Origin of the sequence: Paenibacillus vini, from assembly GCF_018403325.1 — a bacterium.
In the GTDB taxonomy this organism is placed as follows: Bacteria; Bacillota; Bacilli; order Paenibacillales; family Paenibacillaceae; genus Fontibacillus; species Fontibacillus vini.
The window spans coordinates 266,181-281,849 of record NZ_BOSL01000006.1; the positions used below are offsets into that span (position 1 = coordinate 266,181).

8 protein-coding genes, 1 pseudogene and 2 riboswitches are annotated in these 15,669 nt (G+C 48.0%); of the genes and pseudogenes, 6 read left to right on the plus strand and 3 right to left on the minus strand.

Annotated elements, in window-relative coordinates; translation table 11 throughout:
* The first annotated feature begins 62 nt into the window (after window positions 1–62).
* Window positions 63–5,072, plus strand: coding sequence for a MucBP domain-containing protein (locus KJS57_RS11975; RefSeq protein ID WP_213654963.1), 5,010 nt, complete (start codon window positions 63–65; stop codon window positions 5,070–5,072).
* A 55-nt stretch (window positions 5,073–5,127) separates the two neighbouring features.
* Here KJS57_RS11975 and KJS57_RS11980 read toward each other — a convergent pair whose 3' ends face one another.
* Window positions 5,128–5,781: an anthrax toxin lethal factor-related metalloendopeptidase gene (locus KJS57_RS11980; RefSeq protein WP_213654964.1), complete on the minus strand. Its 654-nt coding sequence runs from the start codon at window positions 5,779–5,781 to the stop codon at window positions 5,128–5,130.
* Between the two features lie 91 nt (window positions 5,782–5,872).
* Window positions 5,873–5,960: riboswitch (cyclic di-GMP riboswitch) on the minus strand.
* Window positions 5,961–6,046: 86 nt separating this feature from the next.
* A riboswitch (cyclic di-GMP riboswitch) is annotated at window positions 6,047–6,135 on the minus strand.
* A gap of 320 nt (window positions 6,136–6,455) precedes the next feature.
* Window positions 6,456–6,890 (minus strand): annotated as a pseudogene (locus KJS57_RS11985) (transposase); the annotation flags it as partial.
* A 25-nt stretch (window positions 6,891–6,915) separates the two neighbouring features.
* Between KJS57_RS11985 and KJS57_RS11990 the strand changes: the two are divergent.
* The 5 genes from KJS57_RS11990 to KJS57_RS12010 all read left to right on the plus strand — a co-directional run bounded on the left by KJS57_RS11990 (window position 6,916) and on the right by KJS57_RS12010 (window position 15,496).
* Window positions 6,916–8,238 (plus strand): DUF7601 domain-containing protein, encoded by a 1,323-nt coding sequence (locus tag KJS57_RS11990; RefSeq protein WP_444544264.1) that lies wholly within the window; start codon window positions 6,916–6,918, stop codon window positions 8,236–8,238.
* 102 nt (window positions 8,239–8,340) lie between these two features.
* Window positions 8,341–9,141 (plus strand): class B sortase, encoded by an 801-nt coding sequence (gene srtB, locus KJS57_RS11995; protein ID WP_213654965.1) that lies wholly within the window; start codon window positions 8,341–8,343, stop codon window positions 9,139–9,141.
* Window positions 9,142–9,384: 243 nt separating this feature from the next.
* A complete protein-coding gene (locus tag KJS57_RS12000; protein ID WP_244861501.1) occupies window positions 9,385–12,522 on the plus strand; it encodes a hybrid sensor histidine kinase/response regulator in 3,138 nt (1,045 codons plus the stop codon).
* A 38-nt stretch (window positions 12,523–12,560) separates the two neighbouring features.
* Entirely contained in the window at window positions 12,561–13,190 is a 630-nt protein-coding gene (locus KJS57_RS12005; RefSeq protein WP_213654966.1) for a GGDEF domain-containing protein, read from the plus strand.
* A gap of 116 nt (window positions 13,191–13,306) precedes the next feature.
* Complete coding sequence (locus tag KJS57_RS12010; RefSeq protein WP_213654967.1) at window positions 13,307–15,496, plus strand: alpha-galactosidase; 2,190 nt, start codon at window positions 13,307–13,309, stop codon at window positions 15,494–15,496.
* An 88-nt stretch (window positions 15,497–15,584) separates the two neighbouring features.
* Here the strand turns inward: KJS57_RS12010 and KJS57_RS12015 are convergent.
* Window positions 15,585–15,669: IS3 family transposase (locus KJS57_RS12015; RefSeq protein WP_211020181.1), on the minus strand; the 85-nt coding region annotated here is incomplete at its 5' end.

Sequence of the window (15,669 nt, forward strand, 5' to 3'; positions counted from 1 at the left end):
TAAGGAGGGTAGAAACTAGTGTCTGAAAGGGAGGAATTCCATGAAAAATTGAGGAGGAACCTATGAAACGCGGGTTAAAGATTGTAGTATCTTGGTTATGTTTGTTTTCACTTTTAATTAGTCCTTTGACAGCTTCTGGAGCAGGGACGACTTCGGGCGATCCGGTCTGGCCTAATCCCGGTGCAATTCAATTAAGCAAAACGGCAGAACCTACAGGCAAGTCGGGCGAGTGGAAAATCACGCTCAAAGCCGAGGGGAAAAACCTCAGAACGAGTTCTGACGTGGTGCTGGTGATTGATAAGTCGGGAAGCATGAATGAAAAAGAAAACAAAAAAAGCCCGACAAGGTTGGAAAAAGCCAAAGAAGCGGCTAATAAGTTCGTCGAGAACCTGCTTCAGAAAGATGCCGAAACTAGAATCGCCGTGGTTTCCTTTAATAGTGAGGCTAAACTGAATGCTGACTTTTATGGTCCTAATAATAAGACCAAAGTAAATGATGCTATTAATAGCATCACCGCTAGTGGCGGAACTAACATTCAGGCTGGATTGCAAATGGCTAGAAACCAATTGTCGACCAGCACAGCTAAGAATAAGTTGATCGTTCTCCTCAGTGATGGGAAACCGACTTATAGCTTTAAAGGAACCAGTGCCACAAAATTTAATTGGTCCGAAAATAGTTATGGATTCGCCATCAATGCCTTTGACTATGGGAAGAGACTAGGCAGTGGTGGAGATTTTACCTTTGAAGACTATGATTGTTATTGGGATTGGTTCGTTCAAAAGTGTAAGAATGATTCCTACAAAATTAACAACTATAAAATTTCTGATAACGGAATTGGCACGATTTCCGAAGCGAAAATTGCTAAAGACAAAGGACTTAAAATCTTTTCCGTAGGACTCGACGTGTCTAATGACAGCAGCGCGATTAAAGTGTTAAAAGACATTCAGAGCGAGGGCTATTATTCAGGAAGTAGTGAGGACCTAGTCAAAATCTTCCGTGAGATGGCCGGAAAAATTTCTTTTGCGGCTCAAGACGCAAAAGTCATTGATCCTATGGGTGATATGTTCAACCTCAAGCTGAAGGGTGCGGTTATCAGCCCTGATGATTACTCAGTATCTCAGGGTACGGTTACTTGGGACTCTTTGACTGAGAAGTTTACTTGGAACGTAGGGAATATCGCGGAAGGCGATCCTGCAATATTTACCTACACAGTTGTAATGGATCAATCTAAAAACCCGGTTTCTGATGTCCTCTATCCTACGAACGGGACGACCACGATTGAGTACAAGGACGTAAATAATCGGAACGTTTCGAAGGAATTTGAGGTGCCGAAAGTAAGTATCGGTAAAGGTTCCATCCTCATGAAGGGCTATAAAGTCAATGCGAACGGCAAACCAATCAATGCCGAAGGCGTTGAAGTGGAGGCTCCGGAATTCGCAGAAGCACTATATAGCGAGTATTACAAGGATCAAAATGGCAAGGAAGCTTTCCCAATGGGCTCAACACATTCTGTAACGGCAAAAGTGGTTGAGAAATTCCGGCATAAAGTGGGAGAGAGTCCAAGTAGTATCACTCTTACTGTAACAAATCCTAACCCAGTCATTTGGTTCGGTTACGAGAAAGCCGTTGAACAGAATCTTTCGATAAAGTATCTGGAAAAATATTCAGGTAAGCAACTGAAGGATCCAGATACTACTAAACAAGGCTATCCTGGATCAAAAGTATCGTTGGAAGCTTTAACCGTTGAAGGCTACAGCGTAGTTGGACCGGATAAAGTGGACTATACTTTTACAGCTGAACCGAATCAGGAGTACATTTTCTACTACACGGCGAACGAGCAAAGCGTGCAAGTGCAGTACCTGGAAGAAGGAACGAACAAGGAATTGGCCGGGCCTGATACCAAACCAGGCAAGACTGGACAAACGCTGAAGCTGGAAGCCAAAACGATTGCGGGCTACACCGTAGTCGGCGAAACGACGGTGGACTACAAGCTGGGCGTAGAAAACGCGCCGCACATCTTCTACTACACGGCGAACGAGCAAGACATCACCGTGAAGTACTTAGACCGTGCGACGGGTGACAAACTTGCCGAACCAAGTAATATGCCAGGAGTTACCGGTAAAAAGGTAACACTCGAAGCGGTAGAGGTAACGGGCTACACCCCGGAAAACGAAACGTTCGAGTACACGGTACAACCTGAAGGTAACGAGTATATTTTCTACTACACAGCCAATGAGCAAAGCGTGCAAGTGCAGTACCTGGAAGAAGGAACGAACAAGGAATTGGCCGGGCCTGATACCAAACCAGGCAAGACTGGACAAACGCTGAAGCTGGAAGCCAAAACGATTGCGGGCTATACCGTAGTCGGCGAAACGACGGTGGACTACAAGCTGGGCGTAGAAAACGCACCGCACATCTTCTACTACACGGCGAACGAGCAAGACATCACCGTGAAGTACGTAGACCGTGCGACAGGCGACAAACTTGCCGAACCAAGTAATGTGCCAGGAGTTACCGGTAAAAAGGTAACACTCGAAGCGGTAGAGGTAACGGGCTACACCCCGGAAAACGAAACGTTCGAGTACACGGTACAACCTGAAGGTAACGAGTACATTTTCTACTACACGGCGAACGAGCAAAGCGTGCAAGTGAAGTACCTGGAAGAAGGAACGAACAAGGAATTGGCCGGGCCTGATACCAAACCAGGCAAGACTGGACAAACGCTGAAGCTGGAAGCCAAAACGATTGCGGGCTACACCGTAGTCGGCGAAACGACGGTGGACTACAAGCTGGGCGTAGAAAACGCGCCGCACATCTTCTACTACACGGCGAACGAGCAAGACATCACCGTGAAGTACGTAGACCGTGCGACGGGTGACAAACTTGCCGAACCAAGTAATGTGCCAGGAGTTACCGGTAAAAAGGTAACACTCGAAGCGGTAGAGGTAACGGGCTACACCCCGGAAAACGAAACGTTCGAGTACACGGTACAACCTGAAGGTAACGAATATATTTTCTACTACACAGCCAATGAGCAAAGCGTGCAAGTGCAGTACCTGGAAGAAGGAACGAACAAGGAATTGGCCGGGCCTGATACCAAACCAGGCAAGACTGGACAAACGCTGAAGCTGGAAGCCAAAACGATTGCGGGCTATACCGTAGTCGGCGAAACGACGGTGGACTACAAGCTGGGCGTAGAAAACGCACCGCACATCTTCTACTACACAGCGAACGAGCAAGATATCACCGTGAAGTACGTAGACCGTGCGACAGGTGACAAACTTGCCGAACCAAGTAATGTGCCAGGAGTCACCGGTAAAAAGGTAATACTCGAAGCGGTAGAGGTAACGGGCTACACCCCGGAAAACGAAACGTTCCAGTACATGGTACAACCTGAAGGAAACGAGTACATTTTCTACTACAAGGCTAACGAGCCGGATAACAACAGAACCTTGACCGTAAGATATGTTGATTTGATTACGGGCAATGATTTGTTAGATCCGACCGAGCATTCGGGTAAAGTGGGTGAAGAAATCACGCTCACCGCGAATGATTATACGGATTCGGTAACTGGTGCGGTTTATAAACCACACGATTACAGCGTTCCTTATACATTCAAAAACGAGCCGCTTCACGACGTATTCACTTTCACTTACACGCAAGACGTTTCAAGCCTGGAACGGACGGTTCTCGTTCATCATGTTGACAGAGAATCCAATCTGCCGCTTATGGAACCAACTCCTGCCAGTGGAAAAGTCGGTGAGACAATTATTCTGAAAGCAGGTCCGATTTCCGTAGCAGATGCGGTTTATATGCCGGAAGAATTCTCTTATAACTATACGGTAACCCTTGATTTGGAGCAGGAATTTACGATTTACTATAACCTTGGCGAGCCTTCCGGTGACGTAGTGAAACTCACTATTTCGTACCTCGACAGAGAAACGAATGGGGAAATTGCTTCACAGGAAGTCATCGAAGGAAAAGCAGGAACCCAATTTACGCTGAATGCGAAAAACGTTCCAGGTTATACTCCTGAAATTCCAAGCTTCGAATATCGTTATAGCGACGAACCAAACCAAAATTACGTGTTCTACTATACGAAAAACGCACCAACGGATCAGCAACTCACCGTCAAGTATTTGTTGAACGGAACAAACGAGCAGCTTGCAAGTCCAAGCGTATTTACAGGCAAACCAGGCGAGACGAAAACTCTGACGGCCGTATCGATCTCCGGCTACACTCCGGTGAAATCGACCGATGCCTACACATTTACAACGCAGGCAGGCCAAGAGTATATTTTCTACTACACTAGAAATTCGTCTAACCCGGGTGGATCCGGAGGTTCGGATACCTCGAGCGGATCGACCGTAACTCCGCTGCCGGCCTTGCCGCCGCTGCCAGCTGTTCCGCCAACCCTTGAAATGGAGAATCACTACGACTATATTAACGGGTATCCTGACGGCTCGGTGAAGCCGCTTAACAACATTACCCGCGAAGAAGTAGCAGCGATTTTCTACAGGTTGCTGGATGATGAAAGCCGTTCTGAATACCTGAAAACCGGCAATTCCTTCTCCGACGTAGGGGCTACGCGTTGGTCCAACAAGCATATTTCCACGATGGAAAATGCAGGAGTCATTACCGGATATCCAGACGGTACCTTTAAACCGGGACAATACATTACCAGAGCCGAGTTCGCGGCGATCGCTTCCCGTTTTGACAAGCTTGATGAGCGGGCAAACGATAGTTTCACGGATATTACAGGACACTGGGCAGAAAAGTATATTGCCTCCGCAGCCAATAATGGCTGGATCAAAGGCTACACGGACGGAACCTTCAAACCGAATCAATACATTACTCGGGCTGAAGCCGCCGCGTTCATCAACAGCGTGCTGAACAGAAAAGTCGATAAGGACGGAATTCATGAAGATGCCAAGATGTGGCCGGATAATGTCTACGGTAAGTGGTATTACTACGACATCCTTGAAGCCACGAATCATCATGACTACTCCAGAGAAGAAGAAGCTGAAGTAGAGGTTTGGGAAGAAGTACTTCCTAACCGTGTCTATCCTTAAAAACCCAAAAGGCTCCCTTTCGGTTAGAATCCTTAACCGGAAGGGAGCTTTTTATTTATTGTGCACTCGAGAACAGCTTGTCCAAGAATTCATAGGTTAAAGGCATGTCCTCTTTCAGGTGGTTCCGTGTTTTGTCGCTGTAGAAATACAGCGTTGCGGTTTCCGCAAAATACTCGGTCGAGTAAACCGATACATAGCCGTCGCCTTCATAATCGTTGTTCGCTTCTTTCTTCCAGATCTCAAGAAAATCGGAAGAGGAGCTTACGTTGTTCAGAACGATCCGGTCGATCGCATGGAAAGTTTCATGAAGTTCGAGGTTTTGTCCATTGTGTCCTTTACCTTTGTTGCTGTATCCGATTCTTGCGATAACGACATTGGAGCTGACACCCGGAACATCGTCCCATGTAAGTCCAGTGTTTTCCCAGCCTCTAGGCGTAACACCTTTGTATTGGGCGAACTCTGGTTCATCGGTAATCTTTCCATTAACGAGTTTGACCTTAACGCCGTTGTCTTTCAAACCTTGCAACAGAGAAGAGGGAATCAAGGATAGTCGGTTTATCATTTTATTCGCATCAGTTTTGTTATATTCACCTTGAGGCAATACGACTATATCATCTATCAGTTTGTTGGTAGAATTGGCGTATGCCGGAACAGCAGCTAAATTTAAAGTGAAAATGATAGCGATTGCCAAATAAAAAACACGTTTCATTTCGGTTCCTCCCAAATTGCACCAAAAAATTGATGCATACTAACCGAATCAGGAAGTAACGAAATAACATGTATTTACGTTTGGCTTCCATATCGGCAACTGGCTGGCGTTACGGCTTGTCCGTGGTAGCCCCTATAGCTTTGCGTCCCCATCTTTCGATGGATTTGCCTTTATCAATATGAAAATATGAAGTTGGTTTACGATAACAAAAAACCTTCTTACCGAATAAGAAGGTTGAGATCAACAAAAGAGTTGAGCTTCTTCAATCGGTAACTGGCTGGTTTAGCGGAAAATTCCGCCTTAACCCCTATAGTTTTGCGTCCCCACTTTTCAATGGGTTTGCCTTTATCAAATCAAGAAGTATGTAATTAGGTAAAAATATGAATCTAGCTACCATTAGAATAAGTCTAATAGACTATATAGTCAAGCATTCTTTTGGAAACGTTGTGTAGCTTTGAAAAAGTTGAAATTGCTGTTGTATTTCAAGTGAAGTGCGATACCATATAGCTGGTTTTTTTGTTCTTATGAGGCACCTAAGTCCTATATTGTTTATGACATTAAGAGCTTGGCTCAGAGTTTTCGATTTTGTTTTTCTTTCGAAAGAGGCTGTCCCAAAAGTAACTTTGGAACAACCAAAGCACCGAATAGGGGCAGCTTTGAAAGGAAACAAGGAGCTAAGCGGCATGTTCTCGCTTAGCTCCTTTGCATTTGGCATCCACTTTGGCTTTTTTTATCAGGTTGTGGGCAAGGGAAAGCCATCCGACCTCTAGACTTACTTTGGGTAAGCCTCGAAGCAGGAACCGCTTAAAGTTACGGTTGTTTTTAATATCACCAAACACGGGCTCAGGCTCGATCATACGCTTCACAGCTAGGGCATATCCTTCTTCGCTCCGGAGCTTTTGCTGGGCTTGGTTCTTTAGCCGCATATACTTCATGCTGACTTTGATCTCGCGATCACCTTGGGCTTTTGTACACTGCGTCTTTAGCGGACATTCGTCACAACTGGCACTTCGGTAATGTCGGTATACGATTTCGTAGCCACTTTCCGTCTTTTCTTTGCTCTCTCGGTGGAAGTGGAGCGTTCGTCCGGCCGCGCATGTCTACGTATCTTGCTCGCTGTTATACGTCCAGTACATTGGAACCGGCGGCGCAACCAATGGTAACATCAGCAGCGGAGGTACGATTGCTCTGGCACATGGGGAAGGCATTATCATTACCGGCCTGCCTAAGGATGCGGAATATACGGTAACGGAAGCCGATTATTCCTCCGAAGGGTATATCACTGCAAGTATTGACGCTGCTGGCAGCATTGTTGCGGATGATACGCAGTCGGCTTCATTTACGAATACGAAGGATAAGCCGGGCAGTCTGGTCATCAGCAAAACAGTAGCCGGCAATGCGGGAGACCAAAGCAAAAAATTTGATTTTACGATTACTTTTAGCGCAGCAGGAACTTATAATTATACCGGAGCAGGCGGTGCGGCTGACGGTACGGTCAGCAGCGGCGATACCGTCTCGCTGGCCCACGGAGAAAGCATTGCTATCACGGGTCTGCCGAAGGATTCGACTTATTCGGTAACCGAGGCGGACTATGCCGCGGATGGATATGTAACTGCAAGCACGGGCGATGCCGGAACGATCGTGACAGACGATGTCCAGACGGCCGCATTCGTTAATACGAAAAATGTTTCTATACCGCCGGGCCCTGGGCCGGGTCCCGGACCGGGTCCTGGACCTTCTGAGCCGAATACGCCTTCCGAGACAGGTAACCTGTCTATAGGGAAGACCGTTGCCGGAAACGCAGGCGACCGCGTGAAGAAATTCAGCTTCACCATTGTCTTTAGCGGCGCGCCGGGCTTCTACAGCTATTCAGGAAACGGCGGAAGCGGGGTTATTCAAAGTGGGGGCACCGTTTCGCTGGCTCACGGGGAGAGCATAACAGTTTACGGGCTACCTAAGGGAGCAAGCTATACGGTTAGCGAAGCTGATTATACTGCGGAAGGATATGTGTCGGTCAGCACAGGACCATCCGGTGTGATTCAAGGCAATACGACGCAGAGCGCAGCTTTCATCAATACCAAGAATGTCAATGAGCCTGAACAACCATCGCCTGAGGAGCCGCAACCGGGAGATAACGGTGGCGACAACGGAAACAATGGCAACAACGGCAACAACGGCAACATCGATAATAACGGAAATAACGGAAATAACGGAAATAACGGCAGTAACGAAGACGGAGGATCAGCCGGCGGCGATGGCTCTATCGGTGGCAATAAGGATACCGGAAATCACGGCGGTAAAGATCAGGGAGGATCTGACGGTGTTCAAGGCGGCACTCCGAAAACGGGGGATAACTCCCTCAAGCAGATGGCTCAATTAGGACTGATATTCTTCCTATTGGCATTGGCCTCGCTGTTCTCTACGGATTTCGTCCTGCGGAGAAGAAGCTCGAAGTGATTGAAGAATGAAGCAATAGATTAAGCAGACTATTAAAGAGACAGAAAAGGGCCTGTCCAAAGGAAACCATTCCGTTACAGGCCCTTTTCATAAGGAAGAGATATGAAAAAGAACAGAAGCATGACAAAAACACGCAGGTCCGGTACGCATTTGCTGCTGCGTTTGCTGATGGGAGTATGCCTGCTTGGCGTGTTGAGCTCGGTGTATATTCTCTTTGTATCTCAGCGGGAATATACCCGGGGGGACGCGGCTTATGCACAGGTCCGAACATTACTGGAAGAGCAGCATGAAACCGAGTTGCGCCCGGACAGCGTTTCAGAAGCTTCTGTCGTGGCGGAGGCCAAACAGGTGGATTTCACCGTCTTGAGGCAAATCAATGCGGACGCAGTGGCCTGGATTACGGCGGAGGAAAGTGTTATCGACTACCCCGTAGTGCAAGGCAAAGATAACGATTATTATCTGAACCATCTGTTTACGGGACAAAAGAACAAGCTGGGCAGTCTGTTCGTCGATTATCGGACACCGGGCGATTTTTCCGGGAAAAGCACCGTCATATACGGGCATAACATGAAAGACGGTTCCATGTTCGCGTCATTAACGGATTACAGGGATCAAGCCTATTATGACGAACATTCTGTCATGCAACTGTACATGCCCGACGGTTCGTATTCCATTGAGTTCTTTGCAGGGATCCTCGCAGACGGAGATTATGAGTTTCTTCGGCTGGAGTTTGATGATGACCATGATTTTCTTGAGTACATCGGCGAGCTGAAGGCGGAATCTACCTTTCAGAGCGAGGTGGAGGTGCTGGCGGAAGATCGGATTGTAGTATTGTGCACCTGCTCTTATGAATTCAACAATGCCAGGTATGCCTTGTTCGGGAAGCTAATTCCCGTTGACTAGTTTTCGCGCGTAATTATATTGACAAGCGGATGACCTCTGGATTCTTCAGGGGTCATCTTTTTAATGGAAGTCGAGATTTTGTAGAGTTCGTTACATTATACTTAATCAAATAGACAAGGATATCCAGCTTGAACGAAGTTCAGATAGACGATAAGATCACCATAAAGAACCATAACGGGAGAGTACATAGATAAGGTTTATAAGCGGCGGCACCTAATTGCCAAGAGAGGATGAAATTTTCCTTTGTCCAACAATAATAAGAATGTCATCTCCAAGAAAAAAATGTTTCTATATTTAGGTTTGTTCCTGCTTATCCTTCTAAGTCTACGTTTGCTTTGGTTCCAGTTTAGGACGGTTCCGCCGCATCCCCATGCACATCAAGGGGTTATCGATTTGCGAGATTGGAAATTTAACGATAAGCAGGTTGTATATTTAAACGGAGAATGGGAGTTTATACCGGGAGTTCTTTGGGAGCCGGCGGAAGACGGCGGCTTTATTCCAAATGCGGAACAGAAGGAGAAATGGATCAAGGTACCGGGAAAATGGAACCAGGCGGTGGGCAATAAATCCGGTTATGGATACGGAACCTACCGGCTTAGAGTTCTTGTAGAGGACGCCGGGCAAATCTTCGGACTGAGGATTCAGAACATACAGAGTGCCTCAAAATTATACGTAAACGGCGAGTTGCTGAAGCAAACCGGAAACCCGGCGGCTAACCGGGCTCTTTACCAGGCCCAGAATATCCCGTATACTGTTCAATTCAAGCCTGATGGTAATGAATTCGAGATCGTAATCCAAGCTGCCAACTATAAGATGTATAGCACCGGAGGCATCACCCAATCGATCAAATTCGGTACGGCTGAAGCCGTGTCGAGAGAAGTGTTTTTCACCCAAAGTATGCAGATAATCGTATGCGTGGTTCTTCTGCTGCACGCGCTATACGCAGGCATCCTATACTTGCTTGGTCATCGCGGCAGAGAACTCGCTTATTTTTCCGTAACCCTCTTTTTTGCCATTATTTCGATACTGATTGACGACGATAAGATGCTTTTAGTATGGCTGCCGATAGATTTTGATTGGTCCTTGAAAATTAGAATCGCCGTCTATACCGCAATTCCGGCTTTTTTGACTTTATGTATTCGTGCGCTGCTAGGAAGTCGCGGTTTTAAGAAAGGGACGGCTGCATTTGTCGGGCTTTGTGCGGTCAATCTGCTGCTGATTATCTGTTTGCCTGTGCAGTATATCATTTTTTGCCGTTATGTACTTTTGATCATCATGTTGTCGGTAGCGGTGCTTGTTCCTTCACTCATTTTTGAAACCATTCGCAAGGGCGAACGAACGGCATTCTTCATTCTTCTATCAGCGGTCGCTCTTTCGACCAATATTTTGATAGGCGGCGTGTTCAAAAGCAGAGTGTGGCCCGACATGCCTTATTACCCGTTTGATTTCATTATTGCTTTCCTCAGCTTTTGCTGTTTCTGGTTCATTCGTTTCTCTCAAATGACGATCCGGTCTCGGAAGCTAGCGGATGAACTCCAGAAAGCGGACAAACTGAAGGATGACTTTCTGGCGAATACTTCGCATGAGCTCAGAAACCCGTTGCACGGGATGATCAATATGGCTCAGGGCGTATTGGAGAACGAAACTCGCACGTTATCAGAGTCAAGCCGCGGGAATTTGCAGCTGATTGTTACTGTAGGCCAGAGGATGTCACTATTGTTGAATGATCTGATAGATGTAACCTTGCTGCGCGAACGAAATGTCCGCTTGAATAAACGGAGCGTTCATCTTCAGGGCGTGATTGTCGGGGTATTCGATATGCTCCGTTATTTGACGGACGGCAAAGCGGTGGAATTGGTACATATGGTTCCGGACTCCTTTCCAAAGGTGATCGCTGACGAGAACCGGCTGGTCCAGATTTTATTCAATCTGATCCATAATAGTATTAAGTTTACGGAAAAAGGAATCATCTCAGTCGAAGCCGAACTCCAGGACGGGCTGGCAATCATTAGAGTCAAGGATTCGGGAATCGGGATGGATGAAGAGACCCGGCGGATCATTTTCAGGCCCTATGAACAAGCGGAAACCGTAATGTCGGGGGCCGGCGGAATCGGACTAGGGCTAAGCATTTGCAAGCAATTGGTCGAACTGCATGGCGGAACATTGGAGGTACAATCGTCACCGGGCGAAGGATCGGTATTTGAGTTCAGGCTCGAAGTGGATAACGACCTGGAGAGACTGCCGGAGAGCGAAATCCGGCACGAAATCCGGGGGATTAGCGATTTGCCCCCAGTCGCTGAGGGAGTTATAAGAGCGGCGGAGAATGATGTGGCTACAGCTGTGACTAGCGAATGGAGACAAGACTCCCCGGTTCATTTTATAAGCAAGCCGCGCATTTTGGCCGTCGATGATGATCCCATTAACTTAAAGATTCTAGGGAATATTCTTTCTGCGGAGCAATACGATCTTTCCACGGCTTCCGGCGGGAGGGATGCGTTGAAATATTTAGAGCAAGGGGATTGGGACCTCGTCATATCGGATGTCATGATGCCGCAAATGTCAGGATATGAGTTGACGCGAATGATTCGTACTCAATATGGGATGACGGAGCTGCCGGTTTTACTGCTGACGGCCAGAAGCCGTCAGGAGGATATTTATACCGGTTTTGCGGCGGGAGCCAACGATTATGTGACTAAACCCGTAGGATCGCTCGATTTAAAGGCAAGGGTCCAAGCCTTGATCCATCTCAGACATTCGGTAGGTGAACGTCTGCGCATGGAGGCCGCCTGGCTTCAAGCTCAAATCCAGCCGCACTTCCTGTTCAACACGCTTAATTCCATCGCCTCCTTAAGCGAGAGTGATCATGGCAGGATGGTGGGTCTGCTGGAAGAGTTCGGAAACTACTTGCAGATGAGCTTTAATCCGAGAAATTTGCAGCGTTTGGTCTCATTGGAGTTCGAACTGGAATTGACCCGTTCTTATATGTATATTGAGAAAGAAAGGTTTGGAGACCGGTTGCAAATTCAGTGGGACATCTCGGGATCGTTAGCTGCTGAAGTCCCGCCGCTCTCTCTTCAGACCCTGGTTGAGAATGCGGTTCGGCACGGGATTTTGACACGGGCCAGCGGTGGTACGGTTACAATTCGCATTGCCGAGGAAGAACACGGCTGGCTTATCGCGGTGATAGATGACGGCGTGGGTATCGAGAAGGAGAAACTGGATCAACTGTTGGCGGGGACGGAACAGGTTCATCGCGGGATCGGATTGATCAACACGGACCGGAGATTGAAGCAAATTTACGGCCGGGGACTAAGCATCACCAGTATAAGCGGCCAAGGCACGACGGTATCTTTCAAGATCCCCAAACAGACAGGGAATTAGCGTCAGGAAAATGACAACAGTACGGGTTGGTGATACAGATGAATTTGACAAGTCCTTATGTGCACTATTTTATATATGGATTACTTTTGATTGTCTTCTTGGGCGGAGCGCTCTACATACGTGCTTTGCGGGCGGAAAGAAATGCTTTAAGGGAATTGGTGTACCGGGATCCCGTGACGGGTTTGCTGAATCGAAGCGGGTTCGATGATTTTTGGGAGCATTATCGGAAGAAAGAAAATTTGGCCTTGCTAAGTCTGGATCTGGACGGTTTTAAGGAAATCAATGATACTTATGGCCACTCGGCGGGAGATGCGCTGCTTAAAGAAGTAAGTCAAGGCTTGATGCAGGTCACGAACAAAAACCAGCTGGCGTTCCGGATGGGAGGCGACGAGTTCCTGTTCATTATGAAAAACTACGATCCTAACCAGGTTGAAATTATGGCCTCGTTAATCTTGAAAAAGATTAGCAGGCCGTATTTTATCCAGGACCGGGATATATCCGTAACGGGAAGCATCGGCATCAGCATGTGCGAAGCATCCAAGGCGGACCGGGCCCGTTTGTTGGAAGAAGCCGATAGCGCAATGTACCGGGCCAAGCGGAAGGGGAAAAACGGATACCATGTGTTTTCGCATACTTCAACTAACGGTATCATGAGTTCTGATTCATGAAGAAGATAACACAAAAGTCCATATAGAAAATCACTTTATTATCGTTACTCCTTCTGGATAACATAGTAGAATGAAGGATATCATTCCAGAATTCAGAACATTTCAGGAGGATTCCAATGCCTATCTTTTTCGACGAAGCTCAAAATCTGTTCCATTTACAATCGCAAAACTCCAGCTACATCATACAACTGGTTCGCGGGTATGCCGCCCATGTTTATTACGGACGCAAACTTAGACAGGACAGTAATCTGAAGGGAATGTTGAGTTTTAATGAGCGGGCCTCCTTCAGCCCGAATCCGATACCGGATGACAAGTCGATTTCATTGGATACGCTGCCGCAAGAATACCCTCAATATGGGAGCAGCGATTTCAGAAGCCCGGCTTATCAAGTGAAGCTGGCGAATGGTACGCGGGTAACCGAGCTTGCCTACCGGACGCATCGGATCCTTCAGGGTAAGCCGGAGTTAAAAGGACTGCCGGCCGTGTATACGGAGCACGAGAGCGAAGCCGAAACGCTGGAGCTGGAACTCAGCGATGCGGTTTCCGGTCTGACCGTCATTTTGAGTTATACGGTATTTGCGGATTCCGCTGCGATCACCAGATCGGCAAGGATCGTGAACGAGAGCGGGGCCCCGTTAGAATTGGAGCGGGCATTGAGCGCCTCGCTGGATTTTGCCGATTCCGATTACGATGCCTTGTATTTGTCGGGAGCGTGGGCACGGGAGCGTCATGTTCAGAGAAGAAGGCTTGCACCGGGCGTTACGGGAATCGGAAGCCGTAGAGGTTCCAGCTCGCATCAGCAAAATCCGTTCTTTGCCTTGCTTCGCCCGGATGCGAACGAGCGGCAGGGAGAAGTGTACGGCGTGAGTTTGGTATACAGCGGTAACTTTATCGCTGAAGCTGAAGTGGAGCAGTTCGGCATGACCCGTCTGCAAATTGGCTTGAATCCGTTTGATTTCTCCTGGCATCTGGAGCCGGGTGAATCTTTTCAAACGCCGGAAGCGGTGCTTGTATACTCGAACGAAGGCCTCGGAGGCATGTCCCGGGAATATCACCGCTTATACCGGACAAGACTTTGCCGGGGACAGCACCGTGACCGTGAGCGTCCGATTCTGGTCAACAACTGGGAAGCGACTTACTTCGATTTCAATGCCGACAAAATCGAGGCGATCGCTCAAGCGGGCAGCAAGCTGGGAATCGAGCTGTTTGTGCTTGATGACGGCTGGTTTGGGCGGCGTGACCGTGACAACAGCTCGCTCGGGGATTGGTTTGAGGACCGGCGCAAGTTGCCGGGCGGCCTGAAAGATCTGGCGAACCGGGTGAAGGCAACCGGGTTGCAATTCGGGTTATGGTTCGAGCCGGAAATGGTATCGCCCGACAGCGATCTCTACCGCAGCCACCCGGACTGGTGTTTGCATGTGCCGGACCGCCGCCGGACGGAAGCCCGGGAGCAGCTTGTGCTCGATATGTCGAGAAGTGATGTCCGTGAGTATCTGTACGAGCGTTTAAGTGATATTTTCAGCACGGTTCCGGTTACCTATGTGAAATGGGACATGAATCGCAATATGACGGAAATCGGTTCGTCCGAAATTCCGGCTGATCGTCAGAAGGAAATTGCGCACCGTTACATTCTAGGTTTGTACGAACTGCTCGAACGCCTTACCGGAGAATTCCCGCACATTTTGTTCGAGAGCTGTTCGGGCGGTGGCGGCCGGTTTGACCCGGGGATGCTGTATTATATGCCACAGACGTGGACCAGCGATGATACCGATGCTGTCGAGCGGTTGAAGATCCAGTACGGAACCAGCCTTGTATATCCCGTGTCGACGATGGGAGCGCATGTCTCGGCCGTACCGAACCATCAAGTGGAACGTACAACCTCGCTTACGTTCCGCGGCGATGTGGCCATGTCCGGAAACTTCGGATACGAGCTTGATTTGACTAAATTTACGGCAGAGGAACAAGAAACCGCTAAACAGCAAATTGAAACTTACAAGGAGATTCGCGGATTGGTTCAGCAGGGTGAGCTGTACCGGCTCCTTAGCCCGTTTGAAGGCAACGAGACCTCCTGGATGTTCGTTAGCCGCGACCGTAATGAAGCCTTGCTGTTCTATTTTAAAGTTTTGGCGGAACCGAATGCGCCGCTTCGTAATGTGAAGCTGGAAGGTTTGGATCCGGAGAAGAACTATTGTTTGGAAGCGAGTGGAGAAATTTACGGCGGTGATCGTTTGATGGCCTTAGGGCTGCCGGTATCTTCATTAAGGGGCGATTTTGCAAGTATGTGGGTCCGGTTGAAGGCCGTATAATACGCTTCATCGTTTTGTTTCATAAAAGAAAGAGCCTGGGGCCATTTAAACTGGTACCCTTGTCAAGGACACTTAAAAAAGAGAAGGCTTAGGCAACAGACAATAGATGATTCCTGTACTGAACAGGGGTCATCTTTTTTAATCCCCATTGATACCTGTGATGGTTGTAATAT

What these genes read in the sequence shown, in the direction of transcription:
- KJS57_RS12010 (WP_213654967.1), top strand. Translation starts at nt 13,307, where the DNA reads ATGCCTATCTTTTTCGACGAAGCTCAAAATCTGTTCCATTTACAATCG.
- KJS57_RS11975 (WP_213654963.1), top strand. Translation starts at nt 63, where the DNA reads ATGAAACGCGGGTTAAAGATTGTAGTATCTTGGTTATGTTTGTTTTCA.
- srtB (WP_213654965.1), top strand. Translation starts at nt 8,341, where the DNA reads ATGAAAAAGAACAGAAGCATGACAAAAACACGCAGGTCCGGTACGCAT.
- KJS57_RS12005 (WP_213654966.1), top strand. Translation starts at nt 12,561, where the DNA reads ATGAATTTGACAAGTCCTTATGTGCACTATTTTATATATGGATTACTT.
- KJS57_RS11980 (WP_213654964.1), bottom strand. Translation starts at nt 5,781, where the DNA reads ATGAAACGTGTTTTTTATTTGGCAATCGCTATCATTTTCACTTTAAAT.